The organism is Gemmatimonadota bacterium (assembly GCA_040882465.1).
In the GTDB taxonomy this organism is placed as follows: Bacteria; Gemmatimonadota; Gemmatimonadetes; order Longimicrobiales; family Gaopeijiaceae; genus JBBEBG01.
On sequence record JBBEBG010000026.1, the window covers coordinates 304,181 to 330,206 of the forward strand.

General features: G+C 67.4%; 28 protein-coding genes and 2 tRNA genes. 8 read left to right on the top strand and 22 right to left on the bottom strand.

What is annotated here, in order from left to right:
• Positions 1-30: 30 nt before the first annotated feature.
• From WEG36_09315 to WEG36_09345, 7 genes are all read right to left on the bottom strand, one after another.
• Positions 31-2,430, bottom strand: a complete 2,400-nt coding sequence (locus tag WEG36_09315; GenBank protein ID MEX1257806.1) for an ABC transporter permease — start codon at positions 2,428-2,430, stop codon at positions 31-33.
• A complete protein-coding gene (locus WEG36_09320) occupies positions 2,427-3,086 on the bottom strand; it encodes an ABC transporter ATP-binding protein (protein ID MEX1257807.1) in 660 nt (219 codons plus the stop codon). The genes WEG36_09315 and WEG36_09320 overlap by 4 nt, the downstream gene beginning before the upstream one ends.
• Before the next feature lie 44 nt (positions 3,087-3,130).
• Positions 3,131-3,451 (bottom strand): nucleotide pyrophosphohydrolase, encoded by a 321-nt coding sequence (locus tag WEG36_09325; protein ID MEX1257808.1) that lies wholly within the window; start codon positions 3,449-3,451, stop codon positions 3,131-3,133.
• A gap of 3 nt (positions 3,452-3,454) precedes the next feature.
• Positions 3,455-4,480: a zinc-binding dehydrogenase gene (locus WEG36_09330; protein MEX1257809.1), complete on the bottom strand. Its 1,026-nt coding sequence runs from the start codon at positions 4,478-4,480 to the stop codon at positions 3,455-3,457.
• Positions 4,481-4,641: 161 nt separating this feature from the next.
• Positions 4,642-5,232, bottom strand: a complete 591-nt coding sequence (locus WEG36_09335; protein ID MEX1257810.1) for a hypothetical protein — start codon at positions 5,230-5,232, stop codon at positions 4,642-4,644.
• Complete coding sequence (locus tag WEG36_09340) at positions 5,229-6,578, bottom strand: tetratricopeptide repeat protein (GenBank protein MEX1257811.1); 1,350 nt, start codon at positions 6,576-6,578, stop codon at positions 5,229-5,231. Before WEG36_09340 ends, WEG36_09335 begins: the two co-directional genes overlap by 4 nt.
• 85 nt (positions 6,579-6,663) lie before the next feature.
• Positions 6,664-8,037, bottom strand: coding sequence for a sigma-54 dependent transcriptional regulator (locus WEG36_09345; protein MEX1257812.1), 1,374 nt, complete (start codon positions 8,035-8,037; stop codon positions 6,664-6,666).
• A gap of 176 nt (positions 8,038-8,213) precedes the next feature.
• Here WEG36_09345 and WEG36_09350 point away from each other — a divergent pair, with 176 nt between their 5' ends.
• The 3 genes from WEG36_09350 to WEG36_09360 are packed head-to-tail and all read left to right on the top strand — an operon-like array spanning position 8,214 to position 9,995.
• The gene (locus WEG36_09350) at positions 8,214-8,693 is read left to right on the top strand and encodes a hypothetical protein (GenBank protein ID MEX1257813.1); all 480 of its coding nucleotides are present in this window, start codon (positions 8,214-8,216) and stop codon (positions 8,691-8,693) included.
• The gene (locus tag WEG36_09355) at positions 8,674-9,396 is read left to right on the top strand and encodes a radical SAM protein (GenBank protein MEX1257814.1); all 723 of its coding nucleotides are present in this window, start codon (positions 8,674-8,676) and stop codon (positions 9,394-9,396) included. The genes WEG36_09350 and WEG36_09355 overlap by 20 nt, the downstream gene beginning before the upstream one ends.
• 5 nt (positions 9,397-9,401) lie before the next feature.
• Positions 9,402-9,995 (top strand): CoA pyrophosphatase, encoded by a 594-nt coding sequence (locus tag WEG36_09360; protein MEX1257815.1) that lies wholly within the window; start codon positions 9,402-9,404, stop codon positions 9,993-9,995.
• A gap of 4 nt (positions 9,996-9,999) precedes the next feature.
• Here the strand turns inward: WEG36_09360 and gyrA are convergent, their stop codons facing one another.
• From gyrA to WEG36_09395, 7 genes are all read right to left on the bottom strand, one after another.
• Positions 10,000-12,588: a DNA gyrase subunit A gene (gene gyrA / locus WEG36_09365; protein ID MEX1257816.1), complete on the bottom strand. Its 2,589-nt coding sequence runs from the start codon at positions 12,586-12,588 to the stop codon at positions 10,000-10,002.
• Positions 12,589-12,765: 177 nt separating this feature from the next.
• Positions 12,766-13,764, bottom strand: a complete 999-nt coding sequence (locus WEG36_09370) for a PHB depolymerase family esterase (GenBank protein MEX1257817.1) — start codon at positions 13,762-13,764, stop codon at positions 12,766-12,768.
• On the bottom strand, positions 13,761-14,075 hold the full coding sequence (locus WEG36_09375) for a zf-HC2 domain-containing protein (protein MEX1257818.1): 315 nt from the start codon (positions 14,073-14,075) through the stop codon (positions 13,761-13,763). Before WEG36_09375 ends, WEG36_09370 begins: the two co-directional genes overlap by 4 nt.
• Entirely contained in the window at positions 14,072-14,728 is a 657-nt protein-coding gene (locus WEG36_09380; GenBank protein ID MEX1257819.1) for a sigma-70 family RNA polymerase sigma factor, read from the bottom strand. The genes WEG36_09375 and WEG36_09380 overlap by 4 nt, the downstream gene beginning before the upstream one ends.
• Positions 14,725-15,147 (bottom strand): hypothetical protein, encoded by a 423-nt coding sequence (locus WEG36_09385; GenBank protein ID MEX1257820.1) that lies wholly within the window; start codon positions 15,145-15,147, stop codon positions 14,725-14,727. The genes WEG36_09380 and WEG36_09385 overlap by 4 nt, the downstream gene beginning before the upstream one ends.
• 155 nt (positions 15,148-15,302) lie before the next feature.
• Positions 15,303-15,782, bottom strand: coding sequence for a hypothetical protein (locus WEG36_09390; protein ID MEX1257821.1), 480 nt, complete (start codon positions 15,780-15,782; stop codon positions 15,303-15,305).
• A gap of 9 nt (positions 15,783-15,791) precedes the next feature.
• On the bottom strand, positions 15,792-16,688 hold the full coding sequence (locus WEG36_09395) for a CPBP family intramembrane glutamic endopeptidase (protein MEX1257822.1): 897 nt from the start codon (positions 16,686-16,688) through the stop codon (positions 15,792-15,794).
• A 42-nt stretch (positions 16,689-16,730) separates the two neighbouring features.
• Between WEG36_09395 and WEG36_09400 the strand changes: the two genes are divergently transcribed.
• A complete protein-coding gene (locus tag WEG36_09400; protein MEX1257823.1) occupies positions 16,731-17,048 on the top strand; it encodes a hypothetical protein in 318 nt (105 codons plus the stop codon).
• Between the two features lie 35 nt (positions 17,049-17,083).
• On the opposite strand, the gene WEG36_09405 is transcribed toward WEG36_09400, so the two are convergent.
• On the bottom strand, positions 17,084-17,800 hold the full coding sequence (locus WEG36_09405) for a hypothetical protein (protein ID MEX1257824.1): 717 nt from the start codon (positions 17,798-17,800) through the stop codon (positions 17,084-17,086).
• 143 nt (positions 17,801-17,943) lie between these two features.
• Between WEG36_09405 and WEG36_09410 the strand changes: the two genes are divergently transcribed.
• The gene (locus WEG36_09410; GenBank protein MEX1257825.1) at positions 17,944-18,522 is read left to right on the top strand and encodes a hypothetical protein; all 579 of its coding nucleotides are present in this window, start codon (positions 17,944-17,946) and stop codon (positions 18,520-18,522) included.
• Between the two features lie 145 nt (positions 18,523-18,667).
• Here the strand turns inward: WEG36_09410 and WEG36_09415 are convergent, their stop codons facing one another.
• Entirely contained in the window at positions 18,668-18,967 is a 300-nt protein-coding gene (locus WEG36_09415; GenBank protein ID MEX1257826.1) for an iron-sulfur cluster assembly protein, read from the bottom strand.
• Between the two features lie 180 nt (positions 18,968-19,147).
• Between WEG36_09415 and WEG36_09420 the strand changes: the two genes are divergently transcribed.
• Positions 19,148-20,245 (top strand): ATP-dependent 6-phosphofructokinase, encoded by a 1,098-nt coding sequence (locus WEG36_09420; GenBank protein MEX1257827.1) that lies wholly within the window; start codon positions 19,148-19,150, stop codon positions 20,243-20,245.
• 37 nt (positions 20,246-20,282) lie between these two features.
• On the opposite strand, the gene WEG36_09425 is transcribed toward WEG36_09420, so the two are convergent.
• On the bottom strand, positions 20,283-20,900 hold the full coding sequence (locus WEG36_09425; GenBank protein MEX1257828.1) for a hypothetical protein: 618 nt from the start codon (positions 20,898-20,900) through the stop codon (positions 20,283-20,285).
• A 20-nt stretch (positions 20,901-20,920) separates the two neighbouring features.
• Positions 20,921-22,270, bottom strand: coding sequence for a sodium-dependent transporter (locus WEG36_09430; GenBank protein ID MEX1257829.1), 1,350 nt, complete (start codon positions 22,268-22,270; stop codon positions 20,921-20,923).
• 255 nt (positions 22,271-22,525) lie between these two features.
• Here WEG36_09430 and WEG36_09435 point away from each other — a divergent pair, with 255 nt between their 5' ends.
• Positions 22,526-22,915, top strand: coding sequence for a CrcB family protein (locus WEG36_09435; GenBank protein ID MEX1257830.1), 390 nt, complete (start codon positions 22,526-22,528; stop codon positions 22,913-22,915).
• Entirely contained in the window at positions 22,912-23,328 is a 417-nt protein-coding gene (locus tag WEG36_09440; protein ID MEX1257831.1) for a CrcB family protein, read from the top strand. Before WEG36_09435 ends, WEG36_09440 begins: the two co-directional genes overlap by 4 nt.
• 109 nt (positions 23,329-23,437) lie before the next feature.
• Here the strand turns inward: WEG36_09440 and WEG36_09445 are convergent, their stop codons facing one another.
• From WEG36_09445 to WEG36_09460, 4 genes are all read right to left on the bottom strand, one after another.
• On the bottom strand, positions 23,438-24,553 hold the full coding sequence (locus tag WEG36_09445; protein ID MEX1257832.1) for a peptidyl-alpha-hydroxyglycine alpha-amidating lyase family protein: 1,116 nt from the start codon (positions 24,551-24,553) through the stop codon (positions 23,438-23,440).
• Between the two features lie 32 nt (positions 24,554-24,585).
• Complete coding sequence (locus tag WEG36_09450; protein MEX1257833.1) at positions 24,586-25,698, bottom strand: peptidyl-alpha-hydroxyglycine alpha-amidating lyase family protein; 1,113 nt, start codon at positions 25,696-25,698, stop codon at positions 24,586-24,588.
• Between the two features lie 153 nt (positions 25,699-25,851).
• Positions 25,852-25,924, bottom strand: a tRNA-Val gene (locus WEG36_09455).
• A gap of 2 nt (positions 25,925-25,926) precedes the next feature.
• Positions 25,927-25,999 (bottom strand) — tRNA-Glu (locus tag WEG36_09460).
• Between the last annotated feature and the right edge of the window lie 27 nt (positions 26,000-26,026).

Genomic DNA, 26,026 nt, shown 5'->3' on the forward strand with positions numbered 1-26,026 from the left:
GCCCGGGGGATCCCGGCCGATGGGGCGGCGTCATTCCCTGGACTTCAGGACACCGATGAGGTCGAGGCGATCCAACCGCCGGCGCACGACGAGGGCGCTCGCGGCGGTAGCCAGGAGCACGACCGCGACGGCGAAGCCGTAGGTACGCGACGTCAGAACAACCGGAAGCCGATACTGTTCCGGATCCACCGAACCCGCGATCCCCAGGCAGAGCTGGAATCCCACCCAGAGCCCCACCGGGATCGCGAGCAAGACCTGCACTCCCATCTCCCCCAGGAGGACGGTGGAAATTTCGCCGCGCGTGAACCCCAGTACGCGGAGGGAGGCGAGGTCCCGCGCCCGCTCCGCCACGGCCACGCGCGCGTTGTTGTAAACGACACCGGCCGCAATCACCGAGGCGAACGCGGTCATGATGAGCATCATGACCGTGAGGTACTGCGCGCTCTGCTCGCGAAATCCCCGAATCAGCGCCGCACGGCTTCCGACACCGGCGATGGCGGGGATCTCCGCGAGCTTCGCCTCGAGCTCGGCGAACCGCGTGCCGTCCACCAGTAGGAGCGCCTGGGTGACGGTGGGCCCCTCGCCGAGGAGAGCGTTCAACTCCTCGATCCGCATGTGGCCGATGAGGCCGAACATCTCGTCCACGAGCCCGGTCACGACCAGCGGCGCCTCTCTCGTGCGGCCCTCGCGAAAGGCCGCGCGAACGGTGTCGCCGATGCCGGCATCGAGGACCTCCCCGAGCTTTGCGGTCAGGACCACACCTCCCTGGGGAAGGGGAAGCACCACTCCCTCCGCATCCACGAGCTCTCGAAGAGTCGCTCCGTCGGGATAGCCTTGGAGGGCGACGTCTCGCCAGCGATGCCCGGCATGCATGCGCGCCGCCGTCGTCCGCAGGCCTTCTGCCCGCACGACGCCGGGGAAAGGAAGGAGCTCGCGCACCGCACGCTCGGGCCGAGGACCCACGAAAGTGACGGTCACGTCTTCCTTCCACGCTCGGTAGAACTGGTGGTCGATGAGGAAGTCGAGAGCGTCCGAGGTGAATCGCGCGACGACGAGTAGTCCCACCGCCATCGCGATTCCGAGTGCAGAAAGCGCCGTGCGCACCCTTCGCCGCCCAATCTCCCGGAGGACCATCCGCCCGCTCGGACCGACGAGGGCGCCGACGCCGAGGCGCTCCAGAAAGGAAGGCTGGTATCGTGCGGGCGGCTCCGGATTCATGGCCTCGGCCGGCGAAAGCCGGAGGATCCGGCGGAGGGCCCCGAAGGCTCCGAGACCGCCGGCGACCAGGGCGCTGGCCACGCCCACGAGGGGCGGGCCCCACCCCAGCCGGAATTCGAGGAGGGGGAAGCCGAAGAAGGTCGCATACAGCCCGGTCATCGCCGATCCCAACCACCACCCGAGCAAGATTCCCAGGAAGCTCCCCGCCAGCACCACTCCGGACATCAGCTTCAGGTAGTGGACGCCGATCTCGCGATCCCGGTATCCGAGCGCCTTCAGCGCCGCGACTTGCGTCCGCTGGAGGTTCAGGAGGCGGGAGAGAACCACGTTCAACAAAAATGCCGCGACGCCGAGAAAGATGAGTGGGATCACGCCGGCGAACTGCCGGAGCTGCGACAGCTCCCCCTCGAGAATCGAATGCGAAGGCTGATCCGCCCGTCCGACCGCACCCGACCCACCGTAGGGATCGAGGATGGCGTCCACCGCCGCGAGGACCTCCTGCTCGGAGGTGCCTCGCTGGAGGCGGAAGACCACGTTGTTGAACGCGCCCTCCATCTGAAAGATCGGGGCCACGCCTCCACGATCCATCCAGAGGACCGCGAAGCGGTCTTCTTCGGGTATCGCGGCCCCGCCGGTGGGAATCGGAAAGACGAACTCCGGGGAGGTCGCGAGCCCAGTGATCCGGACGTGGCGGAGTGTACCGTTCATCACCACGCGAAGGGTATCTCCAGGCTGCACATCCCACCCCTCGGCGAAGGCATCGAGGAGGAGCGCCTCGTCCGCCCGCCCCGGTTCCGGGAGCCCCCCCTCGCGGAGGAAGATTCCGTTCAACGGCGGAACGCCGTCGGGCGGGAGCGAGATGACCTGGCCAATGGGGGGCTGCACGGCGCCCTCCATCGCGATCCGCACCGGCTCCGCGATGCGGGGATAGGCGAGCGCGACCCCGAGGATTTCTTCGAGCCGGGAGGAGAGAGATTGCGGGGCCCGCTCGACGGAAACGAACACGTCCCCGAAGCGGTAGCGTTCGTAGTAGGCGTCCCGTGAATTCACGAGAGACCCATAGGTGGACCGCATCGTGAGGAATCCCGCGATCCCCGCGGCCACGACGAGGGCGATCGTGACCCCCTGGCCGAACATCCCGCGGAGGTCGCGCACGAGCTTCCGGTCCAGGGCGGACAACCGCTGAAAAAGCCTCTCGAGGAAACCGGTCACCACCGGATCTCCCTCGCGGGCTTCCGCACCGGGTTGACGAGCTCCTCCTTCACGAGCCCGTCGTGGAGGGTGACGACGCGATTCGCGATGGCCGCGATCGGGGCGTTGTGCGTGATCACCGCCGTCGCCGTCCCCAGCTCGCGGTTTACCCGCTCGATCACTTCGAGCACCACGACTCCCGAACGGTAGTCGAGGGCGCCGGTCGGCTCGTCGCAGAGGAGAACTTCGGGACGTTTGGCCACGGCGCGGGCTACGGCCACCCTCTGCTGTTCGCCCCCGGAAAGCTGGGAAGGAAAGTGATCCATCCGCTCCGAGAGCCCCACGAGCCCGAGCGCCTCGCGGGCGGACATGGGGTCCGCGGCGATCTCGGTGACGAGCTCCACGTTTTCACGGGCGGTGAGGGATGGCATCAGGTTGTAGAACTGAAAGACGAATCCCACATGCCGCCGTCGGTACTCCGTGAGCGCACGGTCCGAGGCGTCGGAGAGGTCGCCGTCACGGAAACGGACCGTCCCGGAGGTCGGCCGGTCCAATCCGCCGAGGATGTTGAGGAGGGTGGACTTGCCCGATCCGGAGGCTCCGACGAGCGCCAGGAACTCCCCCTCGTGGAGGGTGAAGTCCACCCCGCGCAGCGCATGCACGTCCACCTCGCCCATTCGGTACACGCGCGTGAGCTCCCGCGCATCGAGAACGGGAGTGCTCACCCTCCCTTCTTCTTCCACCGGTCGGAGTCGCGCCCGCGGACCTTCTCGAACACGGCCTCGAGCGCACCGTCCAGGTCAACTCCCTGCTCGTTCGCGAGAGCGATCAGGACGAAAAGGACGTCGGCCATCTCGAGGGCGAGGTCCCGGTCGGGTTCGTCGGAGCGCTTCACCTTCGATCCGTACCGGTGATTCAGCTCGCGGGAAAGCTCGCCCACTTCTTCCACGAGACGGGCGAGGTTGACGAGGGGGGGCCAGTAACCTTCATCGAACTGCGAGATCCATTCGTCCACGCGGCGCTGGGCTTCCCTGAGATCCATCGCTCAGACCCGAATCACGACTTTTCCGAACACCTCGCCGGCCTCGAGAGCCCGATGCGCTTCCCCGAGCTCTTCCAGCCGAAGAATGCGGTCGATGACCGGAATCAAACTCCCTTCGAAAACAAGATGCATGACTTCGACAAACTCGGCGGGACTGGCCATCGTCGTCCCGAGAATGGAGAGCCGTTTCCAGAAGACATGCCGGAGGTCGGTGACGGCTTCCGGACCCGCGGTCGAGCCGTAACAAACGAGCCGGCCGCCGGGACGGAGGCAGCGAATCAGCGATGCCCACATCGGTTGTCCCACGGAGTCGAACACCACGTCCACGCCGCGAGACCCCGTCGCGTCCTTGAGCTGGGCGCCGAGCGGGCCGGAAAGCCGGTCGAGCACGATGTCGGCTCCGAGCTCCCGGACGCGCTTCACGTTCTCTGGGCCGGACGTGATCGCGACCACGCTCGCCCCCGCCCGCCGCGCGACCTGGATCGCCGCGGTCGAGACGCCTCCCGACCCACCGGTCACGAGGACGCGTTCACCCGGACGGAGGGATGCCCGTCCCATCAGTCCCCCCCAGGCGGTGGCGAAGATCATCCCCGCCGCCGCCGCCGTGTCATAGGTCACGTCGGCGGGGATCTGGAGGAGATTCGCCGCGGGCACGACGGCGAGCTCGGCGAATCCTCCCTGGAGGTGTTCCCCGATCACCCGGTAGCCCGGATCGGGGAGGTCCTTCCCCCGCCGGACCCCCTCGTACCATTCCCAGTTCGTCGAGGGATCCACGACGACACGAGTCCCGATGGGAACGTGCTCGGCGCCGGGTCCGACGCGCTCGACCTCGCCCGCAATGTCCGACCCGCCGATGTGCGGCATGGAAATGGGGAAGGGGAGCCCCCGCCGCGCCCAGAGGTCGAGATGATTCAGGGAAGCGGCGCGGACTCGGAGCCGCACTTCGCCCGGTCCCGGTTCCGGATCGGCCACTTCCTCGACGCGGATGACCTCGGGACCGCCAAACTCGGAGAAGATCGCCGCTCGCATCGCCCTCGCGCCCGCATGGGAGTGGTGGGTGGCGACGGACGACCGGCCCGCCGCGCCTTCAAGGGTAGGGGGTCACGGCCGGAAGGGGCAACGGGATGCGGCAGGCGGTGAATGGCGGTGGCGCCGGCGTTTCCGCGACGGGGGCGAGACAGGGCCCCCCGTCAGGGGGCGTGCCGGATCCGCGGTGCGTTCGCTTCGAAGCTTTCGCGAGGGACTTCGCGCAGCTCGACGTTCAGGAGGCGAAGCCACCGAGGTGCGCGCATCTCGAGGACGAGGAACGAGATCGCATTCTCCGACACGTTCACTTCGGCCGCCCATGGAATCTCCACCCGGCCGCCGGGACCCAGCTCCACCTGGACCTCTCCGACAAAGGGTTCGCCCCCCACCTCGAGCCCGTCCTCGACATCCGCCTCCACTTTGCTGAAGACGACGCGTTCGCCGGTATAAGGACCGGCGGGAACGGTCTTTCGGGACACAACGGTCGAAGCGCTCCCATCGAGCGGGAGTTGGAGCTCCTGGACTCCGTCGGTCAGCTCGACTTCCCGCGCCCCTCTCCGCGCGAAGATCTGCACGCCCACGGTGAGCGTTCCGGCAATCGGGGACATCGCCGCCGCGACGGCGACCGTGTCCGCGGTGATCTCGATCTCGACTTCGCCGGCGCCTCCGGACGTGAGTTCTCCGCATCCTGAGAGCAGAAGCACGCTCCCGGTCGAAAGGAGGAGCCACACGCGACCACCCGCCGGGATTCTCATCGCTCCTCCTCCACGCCGGTCGCGGACCCTTCGCCTCGATCTCCCGGAGCGGGGCCGATTGCCCACACCCGCGCGACCAACCGACCTGCTTCGTCATCCGTCCCCACTTGGCGAAAGATGCGAAGGGCGGCATCCAGCTCGGCCATTCCACGGGCCCGCTCCCCTTCGGCGATTCGAAGCTCCCCATAAGCCTCTCGCGTGAGAGCCTCCTCGAAGGGGGGAAGTCCCCCGTCGCGGATGAGATCCAACGCCTCTTCAAGGAAGACGAAGGCCTCTCCCTCTCCGCGGGCACGTGCCACGCCGGCGAGCAGTCGGTAGGTTTCCGGAAGTTTTCCTGTCACCCCGCCGGCGATCGCGTGCGCCTCCGCTTCGCGCGCGGCTTCCCCCGCCTCCAGGGCTTTCCCTTGAGCGAGGAGCGACTCACCCAGATTTACACCGATAGTGACACGAGAAAGGGGCGTGGTGGCCTTGCCGAGGGCCTCGCGGAAGTGAAGTTCGGCTCCACGGGGGTCTCCCTCTGCGAGACGGAGTTTTCCCCACCCATTCCCCACCTCGACCTCGGCGTCCGCGTCGGCGAGTTCCTCCCCCTCCCGTTGCGCCCGCTCGAGAAGCCGGCGGGCGTCGTCCAGCTCCCCCGAGCGGCGCGCGACGATCGCGAGATTCTGGAAGAGCTGCCACCTCTGACGGCGGGGTTCGCCGCTTTCGCCGATGCGCGCCAGGGCCCGCCCATACCACTCACGGGCCTCCGCCCAGCGCCCCCGGTCCACGGCGACATTCCCCCGACCGATCGCGGCAATCACCTGGTCCTCCTCCGTTCCGAGGTCTTCGGCATCCCTCCACGCGCTCTCGTATCGCTGGGCCGCCTCCTCGAGCCGCCCCAGGGTCCGGGCAACCCTCGCGGCGAGGCGGAGCGCCCGCGGGGCGCGCGCCCCGTCCCGATCCCGAGCGGCCCTGAACGCGGCGAGGTACCAAGCCTCGGCTTCCCGCGTCCGTCCGGCCTCCTCCTCCGCTCCCCCCTGTTCGAGAAGCGCGGTCACAGCCTCCCCCCCATCGCCCCGGGAAAGGGCACTGACGACCCGCGCGACTCCGGCCCAGAGCCCTTCGGCGCGTCCCGCCTCGACCTCGCCGATCCCGCGGGCACTCCGCGAGAGCGCCGGGGCTTCCACGATGCGGCCTCCCACCGTTCCCAGCTCTCCCGACCCGGTCCATCGCCGCCCCGCGTCCGGGCGGGACCCGGAGACCAGGAGGCCGAGAAGGGGAGCGAGCTCCGGGAGCCTCGGAAAGAGCTCGAAGAGCTCGGCGACCCGAAGCGTGTCCCCCGGGTCCGATCCGGTGGAAACGTTCATGGCGAGGCCTTACGGGTGCATGAGCCGTGCCGCGAATTCGGCCATGGTTCAGCCGAGGGCACTGGGACGCGCCGGATACCCCCGTTCATGCGCCCTCCGCGATCGCGCGCACGTCTATGCCATGATCCCGCACCTTCATCGTCATCGTGTTCCGATGAATCCCGAGGATCTCCGCGGCTTCCCCCATGTGCCCGCGCGTTCGCTCGAGCACAGCCCGGATGTGACGCCCCTCGACGTCTCGGAGGGAAAGGGTCGCCGCGTATCCCGGATCCGGCGCGTCGGAACGGGGGGAAGTGCGGGGCGCGTGCGCTCCCACCTTGAGATCTCCCGACCGAATCACTCCGCCCCGCGCGAGGAGGACCGCGCGGTCCATCACGTTTCTGAGCTCGCGGACGTTTCCCGGCCACGGATAGTTGCGCGCCCGCGCGGCCGCTTCCCGGCTAAGCGACGTCATGGGTCGCCCATGGCTCCGCGCGAAGCGGGAGGTGAAATGAAGGGCGAGGGGGAGGATGTCTTCCCTCCTCTCGCGAAGCGGCGGAAGCTCCACGAGCACGACGGCGAGGCGGAATAGGAGGTCCTCCCGGAACCGGCCGGCCGCCACCTGCCCGGCCAAATCGCGATTCGTCGCGGCTACGACGCGAGTGTCCACGCGCACGGTCCCGTCGCTCCCCAACCGTTCCACCTCGCCAGACTCGAGGACTCGAAGGAGTTTGGCCTGAAGGGAGAGGCTCATCTCCCCGATTTCGTCGAGGAAAAGCGTCCCTCCGTGGGCGCGGCCGAAGCGCCCTTCGCTCTTCGTCACGGCGCCGGTGAAGGCCCCCTTTTCGTGCCCGAAGAGCTCGGCTTCGAGAAGGGTGTCCGGAATCGCCGCGCAGTTCACCGCGACGAACGCCCGCTTGGCCCGGTCGCTCTGCGTGTGGAGTGAGCGGGCGACGATCTCCTTCCCCGTCCCGGATTCGCCCGTGATGAGGACGGTCGCGGCGGTGGGCGCGACCCTCGCGACCACGCGGAAGACCTCCATCAGAGCGGGGCTCGACCCCACGACGAGCCCGTCGTCCTCCTCCGCCGCCACGGGGACCGGAACCTCGCCCGGCTCCTGGAGAATGGGGAGGAGCTCTTCACGGATCCGCTCCGCTTCCGTGGGGTGGGGGAGAAGCGCGACCGCACCCGCCCGCTCCGCGGCGAGGACTCGCTCCACGGAGGTCTCGCGTGAGGCGAGGAAAAGCGGAGTGGAGGGCGCCGCCTCGGCGACCCTTCGCACGACCGCGGTCTCCACTCCCTCGTCGCCGAGCAGGAGGAGGATCGCAGCCCAGTGGCGCTCGGTCAGGGCCGCGAGAAAGTCGCCGGCCGTTTCGCACCAACGCGGATTCGATCCGAGCCCACCTTCCACCGCCTCCCGATCGGCGCCGGGAAGGAAGGCGAGCACTCCAGAACCCCCCGACAACCCCGATCTCGACATCTCTCTCCTCATCAAAGTATCACAATAAATATGCAGAATGGGGCACCGCGTGCAATAATTATAGGAAATTACCCCGCCCTGTCTCCCTTGCCGGGCTCCCCCTTACCTTTCGGGCTCGCTGCAGCCCCGGAAGCGTGTGGATCCTCTCCGAAACGCGGCGTTTCCAGCGGAGGGCCATGTCTACAGGCGAAAACGGCGGTCGAGTGGCCCACGACGACCATCATGACGAGGATGGGCCCCGTCCCGTTCACGGCGGCCCGGACACCACGCTCGGCGGGTACTTCCTCGAGCACCGCCGCCCCCCCGGTTTCGAAGGGGTGGATGGGGAGCCTTACACGGTCGCCCTCGAGGTGGAGAAAACGCCGAACCTGGCGTCACCATTCGAGGGTTATCTCGTGTTCCCCCGCTGGGCGGCGACGGGGCTCGGTGTGGTCGGCCACGTGGAGACACCCACCCTCGCGTCGGGGAGGTCGCGCGAGGGTGTGCTGGAGGAACTCGGCCAAATTCCGCTCGGCCGGGTGAAGGCCCTTCTCGACGAGGCGATCGGGAGACAGGGCCCTCGCGGCACGGGATCCGGCGATCCAAAACTGCACACCGGTGGAGTGGACGGCGTCGAGGAGAAGGAGGAGGAGAAAGGTGACGAGAGCTCGAGCTGAAACGCTTCCCTCGAGGGCGGGAAAGGAACCCGCGCGCCCCTTCCTTCGCGTCACGGAGATCTTCCACTCGATCCAGGGTGAGTCCACCTGGGTGGGCGTCCCCTGCACTTTCGTGCGCCTGACAGGGTGCCCCCTTCGCTGCGTCTGGTGCGACACCGCGTACGCCTTCCACGGCGGCACGAAGATGGAGCTCGACCAGATCGTCGAGCGCGTGAAGGAGATCGGGTGCCCGGTGGTCGAGCTCACGGGCGGGGAGCCGCTCGCCCATCGGAATGCGGTTCAACTCGCGCACCGCCTCCTGGACGAGGGCTTCACCGTCCTCATCGAGACGTCGGGATCCGAGGATGTCTCTCCCCTCCGCTCCGAAGTCCACCTGATCATGGACCTCAAGTGCCCCGGCTCCGGCGAATCCGGACGGAACCGGTGGGAGAACCTCGACCACCTCGATGCCCGCGACGAGGTGAAGTTCGTCGTGAAGGACCGCGAGGATTACGAGTGGGCGAGCCGGGTCATCGTCGAGAGGAAGCTGGACGAACGCGTGCGGAACGGCTCGCTCCGAGCCCTCCTGATCTCCCCGGTGTGGGGCGAAGGCGGTCCGGTCCTCGAAGAGCTGGCGGCGTGGATCCTCGCGGATGGACTCCCGGTCCGCTTCCAGCTCCAGGTCCACAAGCTCATCTGGGATCCGCTCGCGCGGGGAGTCTGAGCGCGATGTCCCTGTCCGGCGAGCTGAAAGGGTTGGCCCCCCGGCTCCTCGGTTACGGGGGCCCGGAAGACGATCCCGAGATTCCCGCGGGGTCTTTCGCGGCGTCGGTCGCGGTGATCCTTCGACCGGCTCAACGCACCCACGAAATTCTTCTCATACGCCGGGGGGAGTCGGCGCGCGATCCCTGGTCGGGGCACATGGCATTTCCGGGAGGACGGCGTGAGGTCACGGACCTCTCCCTCCTCGACACCGCACGCCGCGAGACCATGGAGGAAACGGGAATTCTTCTCGCGGAGCGCGGCGACGTCCTCGGACGGTTGCCGGAGGTGACTCCGCTCTCGAAGCGGCTCCCCCCCCTCGCGATCGTTCCCTTTGTCTTCAGCGTCCCGTCGGAAACGCCGGCGTGGGCCGCCACGGTCGAAGTGGCAGACACGCACTGGGTTCCGATCGGGCACTTCCTCGACCCCGCATCCCACACCTATCACCACTACGACGCGGGCGAAACCGTCCTGACCTTCCCCGCCTTCTCCCTCGAGGGGAGGACGGTGTGGGGGCTCACGCACCGGATCCTGGAAGAGCTCATCCGGCGATACCGGTGACGGCTCACCCCCCGAAAAGGTCCGGCTGACCGGCCCCTTTTCCGCGTCCGGACGATCTTGCCGGGGTCGACGTCCCCTCGGGCGCCTCCTCCACCTCGGACTCCTCTTCGTCACTGTCCTCCCGAACCGACGGGGATCCGCCTCCCTCTTCCTTCCGCGACCCCACGCTCCGGGTGACTTCGGAGACGTGGTCCCCAGCCGCGATCTCGACCACGCGCCCCCCGCGCGTCCGGCGCCCCTGTTCGGGAACACTCTCCGCCGCGAGAGGGATCGCTTCGCCCCCCGCCGTGACGACGGTGACCTCGTCGCCCGGGACGACCTCGAGCGCGGCGACGAGGCGCCCCCCCTTTCCTCCGGAGGGAATCGCCAGGGTCCCGAGCCCACCCCGCTTCTGGAGGGGAAACTCGGAGAGGGGCGTTCGTTTCCCCCACCCCTCTTCACTCATCGAAAGGACCGAGGCATCCCGCCGCACGAGAACGACCCCCACCACCTCGTCGTCGTCTCGGAGCCCGATCCCCTTTACCCCCTGCGCGGTCCGCCCCTGCATCGGAATCTCGTTTTCGGGGAAGCGGATCGCTCGCCCTTCCTTCGTGAGGAGGATCACGTCGGCACGGTCGTCCGAGAGCACGACTTCGAGGATGCGGTCTCCCTCGCGCACCCCGGCGGCGATGATCCCCCCTGCGCGCGGATTTGAGAACTCGGAGAGGGGGGTCCGCTTCGCGAGTCCGCCGCGGGTCACGAAGAGCAGGACGCGCCCTTCGGAATCCAGCTCCTCCACCGGAAGGATTGTGACGATCCGGTCGGCACGGTCCGCCTCCGTGAGGGCGTAGATGGACTGTCCCCGGGAGGCCCGTGCCGATTCGGGAACGTCCCCCACCGAAAGGGTGTGGAGGCGTCCCCCCTCCGTGCAGGCCAGGAGCCATCCCCCCGTCCGGGCCGTGAAGACGCGCTCCAGCCAGTCGTTCGGGTAGTTCTCCATTCCGGCGAGCGAGCGCCCGCTGCCGATCCTCCGGCGGTAAAGATGCACGGGAATGCGCTTCACGAATCCCTCGTGGCTCACCGTCACGACGACGTCCTCGTCGGCGAAGGCCTCCGCGACCGAGATTTCATCGTCCTCCGCCTCGTCCACAATCTCCGTCCGCCGGGCGTCCCCCCAGCTCTCGGTCACCGCGTCCAGTTCCTGCACCACGACGCGAAGCTGTTCGTCCTCGCTCGCCAGGAGCGCCCGGAGGTTGGTGATCCGGCGCTCCAGGTCGGCGAGCCGGGCCTTGAGCTCCTTCCGCTCGAGAGCGGTCAGCCTCCCGAGCCGCATGTTCAGGATCGCGTCCGCCTGCACCTCGGAGAGCCCGAAGCGCTTCTGCAGGCGATCGGACGCCTGGGGGCGGTCCTTCGACCCCCGAATGATCTTCACGACTTCGTCGAGGTGGTCCAGCGCGAGGAGGAGCCCCTCGACGACGTGACGCTCCGCTTCCGCCTTCTCGAGCTCGAAGCGGGATCTCCGCACCACGACTTCCAGACGGTGATCGCGGTAGCGCTCGAGGAGCTGCTTGAGGTTGAACTCTTTCGGCTCTCCCCGGTCGAGGGCGAGGAGGATCGCGCCGAAGGTCGACTGGAGGTTGGTCTTGGCGTAGAGGGTGTCGAGCGTGGAGGCGGCGTTCCCTCCTCGCTTGAGCTGCACGACGAGGCGCATTCCATCCCGGTCGGACTCGTCGCGCACGTCGGAGACGTCGTCGAGTTTTCCCTTCCGCGAGAGATCCACGATCTGCTCGATGATCCGCACCTTGGAGATCCCGTACGGAATCTCCGAGACGACGAGCTGCTCCTTTCCGCCGCGCAGCGACTCGCGGACTACCCGGGCGCGCATGATGATCCGCCCCCGCCCCGTCTCGTACATGTCTTTGATCCCGTCCCGGCCCACGATGAAGGCGCCCGTCGGAAAGTCGGGGCCCGGGAGGTCCTTCATGAGCTCCTTCACCATGCACTCGGGTTTCCGGACGAGGCGCCTGAAGGCCTTCGCCACTTCGCGCAGGTTGTGCGGGGGCATGTTGGTGGACATCCCCACCGCGATCCCCGAGGAGCCGTTCACCAGGAGGTTTGGGAGGCGCCCCGGGAGGACGGAAGGCTCACGCAGGCGGTCGTCGAAGTTCGGGAGCCAATCCACGGTCTCCTTCTCGAGGTCCTCGAGGAGATCCATGGAGACGGGAGCAAGGCGGACTTCCGTATAGCGATACGCGGCGGCCGAGTCGCCGTCGATGGAGCCGAAGTTCCCCTGTCCGTCCACCAGGGGATACCGGAGGGAAAAATCCTGCACCATGCGGACGAGGGTGTCGTACACGGCGACGTCCCCGTGCGGGTGGTATTTCCCGAGCACCTCACCGACCACGGTCGCGCTTTTTTTGTGGGGCCGGTCCGGGAGGAGCCCCAGTTCGCTCATCGCAAAAAGGATTCGCCGGTGCACCGGCTTGAGGCCGTCGCGCACGTCCGGGAGCGCGCGCTGGACGATCACGCTCATGGAATAGTCGAGGAACGCCTCGCGCATCTCTTCCTCGATGAGACGGGGAAGAATCCGCTCCCGTTTCTGGGCGATGCTCATCCTGACTCCTACGGATTCGGGGAATTCCGGGGGCATTGGGACGGGGTGATCGAAGGCGCGCGCGCATCCGGTCTCGGCCGGCCCGCACGAAGATGGCCCCGGGCTCCCGGCGGCGGAAGCCGGAGGCCGAGGGCACTGCAAGCGGTAGGAGGAAAACGAGCGAAGAGCGGAGCTTCGTTAGGGGAGGCGGAATTCCTCGAGAAAGTCCCAGGCCTCCTCGGGTGCGGAGAGGAGGGTCGTCGAGCCCCCCACCAGCTCCTCGCGGGCAGGAGAGAGGATCCGTCCGGGCCATCCGTGCCCCGCGCCGGTCATGCGCCAGTGGATCACGGGGGCGCCGCTCGTGCAGGTCGCCCAAACCAGCTTTGCGGCCGTGTGCCCCTCGTTCACCGTTCCGAACTCACCCTCGAGCTCGGCGACGACCTGCGGATTCGCCGGGCACCCGTTCCGATCGAGCCAGCTCTCGATTCCTTCCATCACCGGCTGGTGGAAGACCTGCCCACCCCCGAGAGGGAAAGGAGGACCCAGGCCGCCCTCGTAGAGCGCCCTCGGGTCGTCCACACTGTGGATGTGCAGGACAGGAACCGGACGGGAGGGTGCGAAGGTCGCGAGCTGCATCGCCCCGGCGACCGGCACGATCGCGGCGACCCGGTTCGCGGCCTCGGCAGCCAGCCGATAGGCCATCATGGCGCCGTTCGAATGTCCGGCCGCGTAAACTCGATCCACTTCCACAGGGGTCCGGGCAGCGAGGTGGTCCAGGACGGCGAGAAGGAATTCGACGTCGTTTATCCCCTGGGTCAACGCGGTACCACAGCAGTCGATGCCCGCATTCCAGGTGAGGAGCGTGCGGGGCGTGAGCACCGTCCCGTTCCCCGCCGGATACGCGACGATGAACCCTTCGCGGTCGGCGACGGGGTCGAAGTCGGAGTCTTCCTTGAACTGTTCGGGATTGCCGCCCCCGCCATGGAGGGCGAGGACCACGGGAAGGGGAGCGCCGGAGATCGCGGCCGGTGGAATCCGGACGATGTAGAAACGGGAACGACCCGCCACGGTAAGCCCGAACTCGTGATCACCGACCGGTAGGGGATCCGGCCCATTCGGAGTCCCGTCGGTCGGACCGCTCGCACAGCCTTCCGTAGCGAGCGCAACGAGGAGGACCGAAAGTGAGCGCGCCGTCACTTCCGTTCGAGTCCCTTTTCCTTGAGCGCCTCCATCACCCCCGCCTCGACTTCCGCGGGAAGCTGCTCGCGCCGGCAGGCGCGGTCGAGGGCGTCGCGGAAGGAGCGCTCGAATCTCACCAGCGGATAACATCGGGCGCACAGCTCCAGGTGTTCGCCGATCCGCCGGGCCGATTCGGGATCGAGCTCACCGTCCAACCACTCGAAGACGCGCTCGAGCGCCTCGCCGCAGGTGGCCGGGTGCTCCGCCGGTCCCGCCGCGGACCCACGCGCCCGCCGCAGGAGGCGGCTCAGGTCGTCCATCCAGGTCATCGCCCTTCCTCTCCCATGCGCGGGATCGCGGACGGGCCCTGCTTGGGACGGACGATCCCCGTGGAGACGGCGTGATCATACAGCTTTTCCTGGAGAATCCGGCGGCCGCGGAAAAGTCGGCTCTTCACGGTGCCCACGGGCACCCCCAGGATCCCGGCGACCTCCGCATGCCGAAGCCCCCCGACGTCAGAGAGGACAACCGCCTCGCGGAACTCCGGGGGAAGGGCATCAATCTCCTTGAGGATTTCTCCGTCTACCACCTGGCCCCAGAAGGCCCCTTCCGGATCCCGGTCCGCGACGGCCATGAAGACGGTAGCTTCACGAGAGATGTTGCGCGGGTCTTCGTCGGTCAGGTCCCGGACGATCTCTCCGTGGCGCCGCCCGCGGTCCTCTCCCCGGAGGAAGAGGTTGCGGCATATGGTGAACAACCAGCTCGTCACCCTGGTTCCCGGGACGTACTTGTCCCAGTTCTCGTAGGCCCTGAGAAAGGTGTCCTGGGTGAGGTCGCGGGCGCGGTCGGAATCGCGCGTGAGGCGAAGAGCGAAGCGGTAAACGGCTTCCATCTCGGCAAGCGCTTCGTCCTGAAAGGACCGGTCGCGACGGGCGGCGTCCAAGGACCCCAGGGCCGGCACGGCGGGAGCGGCGTCCGTCAATCGGGGAATACGAACTCGCGGACGGACCGCTCGTTCGCAGGGCCGCCGGTCATGAGTTCCACGAGGGCGGACATCTCTTCACCCAGGTCCATGACGCGGCCGAGGACCGAAAGCGCATGGGCGAAATCGAAGTAGGCCGAAACTGCCTCTTCATTCGCGGCGTGGGTCGCGAGGACACAGGTGTCCAGCTCTTCGCGCAGGCGCTCCACGATGGCGCGGAGCCCTTGCTCGAGCTCTCGCTGTTCGACGAGCGTCCGGATGGAAAACCCGCCGTCGAGCCCGGCGAGGAGCGACTCCACCGCGCCGCGCGTCGCGCTCGGCGCCGCGACGGCCGAAGGGGCAACCGGCCGCTCGTGAAGGACCGATCTCGCCCCGTGCGAGAGGGCGGAGACTTCTTCGAAGCTGCAGCTCAGGATCATCGTACGCTCCCGCGCCGGCGAGCCGTCTCTTCGGCTCGGCCTCCTAGACCATTCTCCCCCGGATCGGGTCCGGGCCACTACACTAGATCATCCTGCACATACCATACCGATTCGCGTCAGGAAAGGTTTCTGGGTTCCAGCCACGTCGTGTTTCGTTACGCCTGGGCACTCCGGCGGGGCCCGAAAGCGAAGGGGGGAGGGAGTCCACCCCCCGAGGCTCGGGGCGAAGCCTGGGCCGTCGGTACCACCTCGAGGCGGAGCGGAATGGAGAGCAGGCTCCTTCCGTCGCACGCGATGTCGAAGAAGTAAGTTCCCGCTTCGGGGAAGGTGATCCCATCCAGATTCAGCACATGGGGAACCTTGATCCCCTCTTCGGCCTCCCGCGACCCCCCTGAGAGGTCGAGCCGGCCGTCCAGGCGGAGGACCTCCTCCCCCGACGGCCCGCGCAGACGAATGTCGACCTGATGGGCCCCCACCTCCGCGAGTCCGGCCGAAAATCGCAGGACGAGTGAGATCCGCCCGTGTCGCGCGGGAAATTCCCTCGCCTGGATCCGGTCGAAGACGCCGAGCACGTTGAGCTTTCCCGAGCCGTCCACCGTCGCGGCGTCGGCAAGGAGCCCGAAGTCGAGTTCCATGACCGGACCTTATCCGGCGGGGGGGCGGGGATCAAGGGGAGGAGGCTCGGAGGTGGGCCGCACCTGTGGGCCGTGGCTATCCTCTCCTTCGCCGATGCGACGGATCAGAACCGGGCCCAGGACGAGCCCCGCCAGGAGGTCCACGATTGCGTGTGCAGCCATCGCCGGCAAAAGGCTTCCCGAGAGGAGCACACCGATCGCGAAGACGAATCCGACGACGGCCGTCCGTGCGACCCCGAGCGGGCCCTGGTACGCGTGCAAGAGGCCAAAAGCGAGGGACGACACCACGGCCGCCGCCCACGGGCCGATGGGGAGAAGCTGAAGCGCGGCGAGGGCATAACCGCGGTAGGCGAGCTCCTCCCCCACACCGGCGGCGAGCGAGAGGAACGCAAAGAGGCCGCGTTCCGGGCCCGTCCGAGGAAGGAGCTGCACGAGAAAACGTTCACGTTCGCCGGATCCCCCCCGATCCGTGAGGAGGGAGAGTCCCGTCACAGCGATCCCTGCGGCGGAGAGCCCCCCCGTCCAGGCGAAAAACGTCCAGGCGTCGGCCGCACCGAACCCGAAGGCAGTTCTCACTCCCAGCCGGGCCGCGAGCCCCCCACCGACAATCCCGACTCCGATGATCGTGACGATGGATCCGACATAAATCGCCCGCCGGTCGATGCGCTGATGCCGCATGAGCGGAAGCTGCGCCACGGCTAACGCCGGGAGGAGGAGGAGGAAGATCGGTATCCCCAGGGCGTCCCAAATTTCAAGTCGCGAGACGAGGGAAAGGACGACCACGGCGATGACCGCAACCAGGAGGCCGCGGCGGAGAAGGAGATCGGCGAAGGCCGCGGCTTCCGGCGGAACCGCGTCTCCCGGCTCCCCTTCGTGGGGAACCGACCTTTCAACCTCCGGATTCACGGCGTTGACGCCCTCCTCCCCGCACCTTTAAGGTTCGCGGCCATGACTGGAGCAAGCGAAATCGAGGACACGGAGCTCGAAGTGCTGGACGCCTTCGAACACCCCCACGGCGGCCGCATCCTTCGGGTCCGCTCCGCGGGCGGGCGGCCCCTATCCCTGAAGGATCTGCGCGGAGCTCGAATCGCGGCCGTTTCCCCCGAAGGGACCGTAGGCCGGGCCCGGATCGTCTCCTTCCCCCTCACCGGAGGACGGCCGAGCGAGAAGCGGTTTCGAGATACGGGGCGCCTCGACCTGCTGGTGGCGGAGGAGGACGGGCCGCCGATCTCTCTGGGGTGGCGGCTCCGCCTTCGAGATCGTTGATGCAGACGGGGCCCGGCTCGAACCGGCCACGGGGCTCAAACCGGATTAGCGGAGCTCGGGGTGGAGCTTTCCACGGTGGACCCCGGAAGGAACCCGGGCCCCTCCCGCTCGAAGGTCCGTTGAAACCAGTCCTGGAAAGTCTCTTCCCGAGTTGTGTTGTTCGCCTCGTACGCGGCCATCGCCTCGGGGAAGCGCTCGCCCTGCGTGGCGACCATGAAGTCCTCCAGGTACCCGGATGCGTGGGCCCAGAGAAGCTCGTCGAGCGGGCCGTAGGGCTGCGTGTCATAGACCGTGCGGCCCAAGAGCCAGACGTCCGAAACCCTCTCCAGGATGACGCGCTCGGCCTCGAACCCCGTGAGCCCTTCCGCCTCGGGAGCCCAAAGCGGGAGCTCTCCTCGCTCCTGGACGAGGCGCAGGTGCGCGTAAATCTGGTACGGAGTCTCCGCATCGGACGCGCCCGCCTGAAGCCGAATGTCGGCCGTGTCGGCGATGAGGTCCAGTGTGTCCCAGGGGTATCGGGCCACGTCCTCGAAGGCCATGCGGATGAGAAAGGAGGGATCGAACTCGATCTCCTCGAGCTCGGCGAGAACCCACTTGTCAACTTCGGCCATCCGCTCCGGATCGGCGCGGAGCCGTTCCCCGGAATAGAGAACGATCGGTCGCGTGGTGGGAATCGGAACCTGGCCTCCGCAGCCGGCAAGGAGGAATCCGAGTACGGGCCAGACGAAGGTGCCGGGGCGCGGGCGCTTCATGAGCCGATGCCTTTCATCTTGGAGGGGACTCCCCACCGGCCAGGCCTCTCCTGGGCGCGGTCGCGGGAAGGCTTGCCCCGGGAAGCGTTCGGTGGAGTATTAAGGTCCCGAACCCCAGTCAGAGTTCCCCGAAGGTATACCCCATGGACCACTTCCTGGATCTCGATACGATTCGAGCCGAGATGACGGGCCCCCACCCTTCGGGGCGGATGACCCCCGAAGAGCTCGGGGACAACGTGGCGCGGCTCGTCTGGGAAAGCTTTTCCGATTTCCTCGTGGATCCTCAGCTCCTCGCGTCGCTGCGCGGGATGGGAATCCCGATCGAAGAGGGGGTCCCACAGGAGAGGGCCGCCGAAGAGCTCCTCATCTTTCACATGTGGACCCATTCCCGTGCGATCGAGCTCTCCTTCCACCGCCGCGTCCCGCCGGAAGCGATCCGGAGGGCCCTCGATCACCTGCACCGGGCAATCTTCGAGGACATGGTGACGAACGGCACACCGCGTCCGCAAATCCCCGTCTTCGAGCAGAGAGTGAGCGCTCGGTACGCGGAGTACCGGGCGGCGGCCGAAGAAACCGACGCTCGCGTGGGCGAGGTCGCCGTAGAGCATCTCGGGGGAAGCGGAGAGAGCCCCGCCGCGGCAAGGCGCCTCACCGACCGGGCCGTGGAGATGGCGAATCCCCTCCGCGACTATCTCGAGGGCGTGGATCTCGTCGCCGACTAGCGGGACCCCACTAGTGTCCCGTCCCAGAAGGTCGTTGGCATTGACGGCACTGTGTGCCGTCGTCTCGCGGAAACCCGTTCACGTCGTGCCAACGCCTGTGGTCGCTCGGCTCGTGCGCTGCTGCATCCGCCCCGGCAGCGTTGCACTAGAGTCCGAGCGAAGAGCGGATCAGCGGGCTGATCCGCTCGCGGGTCCAGGGCGGGTCGAAGGTGAGCTGGACCTTCGTGGTCTCCACCCCCTCGACGCCCTGGATCGCTTTTTCGGCCATCTCGACGATCTGTTCGGCGACGGGACACATCGGCGTGGTCAGGGAGATGCGAGCGTGGACGTGCGATCCTTCGATCTCCACCCCGTAGACGAGGCCGAGCACCACGAGGTTCAAATTGAGCTCCGGATCCTTCACCGTCTTGAGGGCATCCAGAACTTGCTTCTCGGTTACAGCCATCTTTCTCTCCTCGGCGGTCTCCCGCCTGATTTCCCCGAACCTTGCTAACCGACGGGCGCCCGTCCGTTCCCGCTTCGTCGCACTCCCCTCGACCCCGCCCCCCGGGTTCCTTTACATTCGAACGGTCTTCGACTCCCGCCTTCGATCGGGCTGCCCTCACCCGATCCGCCCGAGCTTCTCATGACGAGCGCCCGACCCTTTCGACTCGCCGTCAACACCGGTGGGGGTGATGCGCCCGGACTGAACGCGGTCATCCGCGCCATCGTCCTTTCGGCAATCAACGAAGGCTGGGAGGTCGTCGGAATCCGAAGGGGTTATGAGGGGCTCCTCTCCGGGGACGGCCTCGTCGCCCTGGACGGCAGTTCGGTGCAGGGAATCACGAATCTGGGTGGGACGATTCTCGGGACGACGAATCGGGGCAGCCCGCTAGCCTGGCCCCGTACCCTCCCCGACGGGTCGGTCCAAATCGTGGACCGCTCCGAGGAGCTCCTGGCCGCCTTCCGGGCCCATAAGCTCGACGCCCTGATCGCCATCGGGGGGGACGGGTCGCTCCACATCGCTTCGGCGCTCTCCGAGCGAGGGCTCCCGGTCGTCGGGGTCCCCAAGACCATCGACAACGACCTCGCCGCGACGCAGGTGACTTTTGGTTTCCACACCGCGGTCCAGACGGCCACGGATGCCATAGACAAGCTCCACTCGACCGCCCAGTCGCACGAGCGGATCATGGTCGTGGAGCTGATGGGGCGCCACACCGGTTGGATCGCTCTCTTCGCGGGGATCAGCGGCTCCGCGGACGTGATCCTGATTCCCGAGATCCCCTTCCAGGTCGAGAGGGTCGCGGAACACATTCGCGCGAAATACGGGCGGGGTCCGCGGTATGCCGTCGTGGTGGTCGCCGAAGGGGCGCGTCCCGCGGGGGGAGCCGTTTCCCTGCTGAGCGCCGGGAAGCCGGGGGAAAACCCCCGTTACGGGGGCATGGGAGAGCAGATCACGGAAGAGCTCACCGCGCTGACGGGGTTCGAGGCGCGCTCCCTCGTCCTCGGCCACCTCCAGCGGGGAGGCCAGCCCACGGCGTACGACCGGCTCCTCGCCATGCGCTTCGGCGCGGCCGCCGTGGATCTCGTGGCGCGGGGTCAGTTCGGATGCATGGTCGCGCTCGACCCGCCCGAAGTCCTGGCCGTCCCCCTTCGCGAAGCGATCGCCGCGATCAAGACCGTCCCCCGCGAAGGTGATGTCGTGGGAACCGCCCGACGCCTGGGAATCTCCTTCGGAGATTGACGCCCGCTCGGTCCCGCGCCGCGCTTACCGGGACCCCTCAGAACCAGAAGGCGCGACGCAGCCGCTCTCCGAGCGTTTCTTCGACCGCGCCCCCGCACCCCGCGGGATCCGACGTCATGTCGTACTCCGGCGCGTTTTCCGCCACCGTCGAGAATCGCTCGGCCAGCAGCGTCGCTGGAGTCTCCGGTCCGAAGGAGATGAGAAGTCGGTCCCCCGGGCGGATGACCCGGTCGTGGACCGGGGGCACGACGAGTCCGTTCAGGACGAAGTTGAGCTGGGCTCCTTCTCCTTCGCGCAGGATCGTCCGGTCGCGCGTCACGATCCACCCGTACCCGATTCCCCACCCGAGATTCTGGAGGAGGTGCGCCCAGGTCGCCCCACCGTGATGCACGTGGATCACGTCCGGGTTGTTCTCGTGCATGTGGACACGTGCTTCTCCCGTCATCTGGGACGCGTCCACCGCGCAGGCGGTCACCGCTTCCATGTATTCGTTCCCGGAGAGATCCACCCGCGACCCGTCGATCCAGAGCGCCCAGTTCGCGTGGTAGTGGAACTGGTCCGGGGGCGGGAGCGCGGCGAATCGAACTGCCCCGAAAGCCGCCGCACCGAGGACCACACCCGCGGCGAACGCCCCCGTCCGCCTCCTTCCATCCATGTCTTGCCGCCTCCCTTCGCTCAGACGACTCCGACGGCGTGAAGGAAGACGAAGCCGATCGCCACCGGCACGACGAATTTCAGGAGGAGGAGCCATCCCTTGTAAAAGACGGCCAGCTTCGATCCCGTGAGGAATTCCCGGTGGCGGATCGCATCGTCGAGACGCCACGCGGTAAATAGCGCGATCCCCAGCCCCCCGAGCGGAAGGAGCCAGTTCGACACCAGATAGTCGAAGGAGTCGAACCAGTTTCGCCCCCCGATGTATCCTCTCCCGAAGAGCGCGGTGCTCCCGCTCAACGCGGAGGGAATTCCCATGATCGCGATCGCGATCCCCGACACGAGGGTGGCCTTCGTCCGGCTCCACTGGTGCTCGTCGATAAAATACGAGGTCGTGACTTCCAGGATGGAGATCGCGCTGGTGAGGGCCGCGAAGACGAGGAGGCCGAAGAAGATCACAGCCAGCGTGGCCCCCGCGGGGAGCTGGCTCAGGGCCACCGGAACCGTGATGAAGACGAGCCCCGGTCCACTTCCGGGCTCCATCCCGAAGGTGAAGATGATCGGGAAGATGATCATCGCCGCGGAGAGCGAAATCACCGTGTCGAGCGTCGCGACGGAAATGGAGGCGGCGGCGATGTCGTCGTGGGGATTCAGGTAGCTCCCGTAGGTGAGGATCGTTCCCATTCCCAGGCTCAGCGTGAAGAAGGCGTGCCCGAGCGCCTCGAGCACACCGGCCGCCGTCAGGTCCTCGGTGTGGAAACCGAAGACGAATCTGAGCCCCTCGCCGAATCCCTCGACGGTGAAGGAGTTCACCAACATCACGGCAATCATGACGAAGAGGAGCGGCATGAGGATGCGGGACCAGCGCTCCACGCCATTCCGGACCCCTCCCAGCACCACGGCAATCGTGAGCACCATGAAGATGAGGTGCCAGCGGAGGTTCAGCGGGGTCGAAGCGAAGAGCTCGCCAAAAAGCGGCTCCATCCCGTCCGGCCCGCGTTCCATGAGACCGCCAGTCACCGCCAGGGACGTGTAGTGCAGGGCCCACCCGGCCACGACGCTGTAATACGAGAGGAGGATGAAGGCCGCGACAACTCCCATCCAGCCGATCCCCTTCCAAGGGGTTTTCTCCCCCGCCAGCGCCTTGAAGGCCGAGACCGGCGATCGCTGGGCGGCCCTACCCAGGAGGATCTCCGCCGTGAGGACCGGGAGCCCGATGAAGGCGATGCATGCGAGATAGATGAGGACGAATGCCCCACCCCCGTTCTCGCCCGTGATGTAGGGGAACTTCCAGATGTTCCCGAGACCGATCGCCGACCCCGCGGCCGCCAGGACGAAGCCCACCTTCGAGCCCCAATGCCCTCTGTCTTGCACGATCGTGTCCTCCTCTGGTCGTGGGAGATGGCGGCAAAGAGGCACGGCGCCGATGAGCCGCGCGGAGACTCGAATCCGCAAGAACCCCGGACCTGCTTGGCAGCCCGGGAAAGGGAATAGACAGGGGGGCTCGGGGAGCGTCAAGCCGTTTCGACACGGGTGGGTGACCCGCGAGCCGGCGGCTGGACCGGCATCGCTCTTCCCCCTACTCTCCACGCCATGACGTCCCCGAACCGGCCCGACCGACCCCCTCGCGTGCCCGACTGGCTCGCCGTCGGGGCCGGGGGGGTCATGGGGACGTTCCTTCGCGCCTGGTCCACCCTCATCGCGGCGCCTGTCGTGGGATGGGAGGCCTGGGCCACCGTCGGCGGCAATCTTGTCGGAGCCTTCATCCTCGGATATGTGGCCGGGGCCTTTCTGCGCCACTCCCCGGAGGGGTCTCCCTGGCATCTCTTCCTCTCCACAGGCGTCCTTGGCTCGTTCACAACGTTTTCGGCGCTCGCCGTGGACCTCCTGCACTTCGCCGATGGCGACTCTGCAGCCGCCGGTGGCCTCTACTTGCTCCTTTCGATCCCCGGGGGAATCGTTGCCGCCCTGCTCGGGCTGGCCCTGGGGGGAGTCTGGGGCGGGGGGCGGCCCGCGTGAACCTCGCACTCCTTCCCCTGGTGGCACTCGTCGGTGGGATCGGGGCGATCGCGCGCTACGCGGTGATCCGCGTGGTGGTCCGGGCCGCGAGGCGCCGAAGCGGTTCGACGGGAGCGGCGGTCACCGCCCCCGAGCTCGGTCGCGCACTCGGGACGGCTTCCGTGAATCTCCTGGGTGCGGCCGCGGCTGGCGCTCTCTTCGGGATTATGGGACCGGCGGCCGCTTCGGTCTGGGGAGCCGTCCTCGGAGTCGGCTTCCTCGGCGCGTTCACGACCTTCTCCGCGTGGATGCTCGAAGTAGTCGGGCTTTGGCTGTCCCATCGGCGCACGGCAGCGATCCTCCACCTCTTCGGCACGCTCGTCACCGGAGTCGTCCTCGCCGCCACTGCGTACGGGCTCGTCGCCAGCGGCTGAGGCGAGCCGGAACTACAAGCGGAACGACAAGAGGGGGGCCCCCCCCCGCGCATCGCCGGGGCCCCTCTCTACTCGCGAAAAAAACGGGTCGATGCCGGCGTTCCTCCGGTCAGTTCATCCCTCTCCAGACGTACCGCTGGAGCTTCCGAGGTCCAACCTCGGCCCCGTAGATCACCCCGTTCCGATCCACTGCCACCCCTTCCGCGGCGCAGGTCCCGCCGCAATTCGGGAAGGGATCCGGAATAAGGTACAAGACCTCACCGGTGATCGCGCTTCCGATCCGAATCCCTCGCTCCCATGCGTGCGCCGGATTCACCGATCCGGACTCGGAGTCCGCCGAGTAGAGCATGTCGTTGTTGTCAATGTCCAGCCCACTGGCGCGGCTGAACTGATACCACATGTCGATGAAGGTCCCATCCTGATCGAAGATCTGGACCCGGTTGTTGCTCCGGTCGCCGACGAAGAGCCGCCCCCGCGAATCCATTGCGAGCGCGTGCGGCTGCATGAACTGACCGGGTCCCGTCCCCATCTCACCCCAGGCCATCAGGAACTCGCCTTCGCTGTTGAACTTGAGGATCCGGGCCGGCGCGGTCTCCGCATTGTTCCCATGCCCCTCCGCGACGAAGATGTCGCCGTTCGGGGCCACGAGGACATCGTTCGGCTGCCAAAAGAAGTCCTGCCCTTCTCCCGCGGCCTCCCTCTCCGCAAGGGACACCCCCCCCCGCCGCCCCAGCGACATCAGGAGCTCCCCCTCCGGGCTGAACTTGTGAACCTGCATCCCGTAGATCTGGTCGGGCGGCGTATCCGCGGCGGCCTGTCCAGCCACGCTCTGTTGGCCATCCGTCACCCAGACATTGCCCTCATGATCCACATGAATTCCGTGCGGCCAGACGACGATCCCCGCGCCGAAACTCGTCACCAGGTTCCCATCGGGATCGAACTTCAGGACCGGATCGAGCTCGGGGAGCCCGCGGCAGGTGTTCTGGCCACACCGCTCTCCGACCCAGACGCTCACTCCGTCGACGTCAATGTCCACCGCGCTGGTGGATCCCCAGGGACGACCGGGCGGTTCGTCCGCCCACCCCTCGATCGTCCGGAAGGGGTTGGGAAGGAGGTTGGTCCTGAGGTGGTCCAACTGCGCGGATCCCATCGCCGGTACCGCGAGGAGCACGGCCGCCGCGAAAACGAGTGCCCCACGCGAACCCACGTAGCTGTTCTCTTGCACCGCCGTGCCTCCTGTCATGGATGAATGGGAACTCACCGGCGCACGTACCGCTGCAGCCGGCCGGGAGAGGGCCCGACCTCGGCCCCGTAAATATTCCCGTTACGGTCCGCGACGACACCCTCGGCCGTGCAGGTTCCCGAGCAGTCCGGATTCGGATCGGGAATGAAGGCGGTAATCTCGCCCGTGCGGGCGCTTCCGACGCGGATTCCGCGCAGCCATGCGCCATGCGCTGCGTTCACGGAGCCCGACTCGGAGTCGGCGCCGTAAAGGACGTCGTTCGCGTCAATGTAGATCCCGCTCAGGCGGCTGAACTGGTACCACTGGTCGATGAAGTTCCCGTCCTGATCGAAGATTTGGATCCGGTTGTTCCCACGATCCGCCACGAAGAGCCGTCCCTGCGAGTCCATGGCCAGCGAGTGCGGCTGGTTGAACTGGCCGGGGTCCGTGCCCCGCCCACCCCACGTCATGAGGAGGTTCCCCTGCGGATCGAACTTGTAGATCAGGTCCGTGGGGGTGCCGTGGCCTTCCGCGACGAAGATGTTCCCGTTCGGCGCTACGAAGACATCGTTGGGTTGCCAGAAGAAGCTTTCGCTCGCGGCGGCGCCTTCGCGCTGGGCGACGGGAACCCCGCCCTCCTGTCCCAACGTCATCAGAAGCTCGCCCGTGGGGCTGAACTTGAGGACCTGCTGGCCGTAGATCCGGTCCGGCATCGGGCCGGGATCACCACCGCCGCGCGGTGCTTGGGGCCGGTTGTCCTGCCCGTCCACGACCCAGACGTTCCCCTGGAAGTCCACATGGATCCCGTGCGGCCAGACGATCAGTCCGGCCCCAAAGCTCTCCACGAGGTTTCCGTTCTGATCGAACTTGAGGACCGGATCGAGCGTGTTGTTGACGAGACAACCACGCTGATTGGTGGAGCAGCGCTCCGCGACCCAGATGCTGACGCCATCCGCGTCCACATCCACAGCGCTCGTCGAGCCCCAGGCGCGGCCGGCGGGCATCTTCGCCCACCCCTCGACCGTCTGGTAGGGGTTCGGAAGGTTGTTCGTGGGCTGCATGTCCGCCTGCGCATGGAGCGAAGCGGGGACGACGAGAAGCGCGGCGGTCCAGACGAGACCGGAGCGCGCACGGTGTGACGGAGACATCGAGTTGGACCCTTTCAGCGAGGTGAACGGGACGGGCGGGGGCACGGCCCCGCCGCGGAAATTTCCGGGCAGGCAAGGTAGGACCGGGTCCCCCCATTGCCAAGTGCCACTCGGCCCGGGGAGAGCCGATCCCACACTCCCCGGGGAGGGGAATGGTCGCTGCTGGACTCGAACCAGCGACCCCTACGATGTGAACGTAGTGCTCTACCAGCTGAGCTAAGCGACCTATACCCCCACGGGGAATCGAACCCCGGTTTCCTGGCTGAGAACCAGGTGTCCTAGGCCACTAGACGATGGGGGCCGAGTGCGGGCTCGGGCGGCCCGCGGG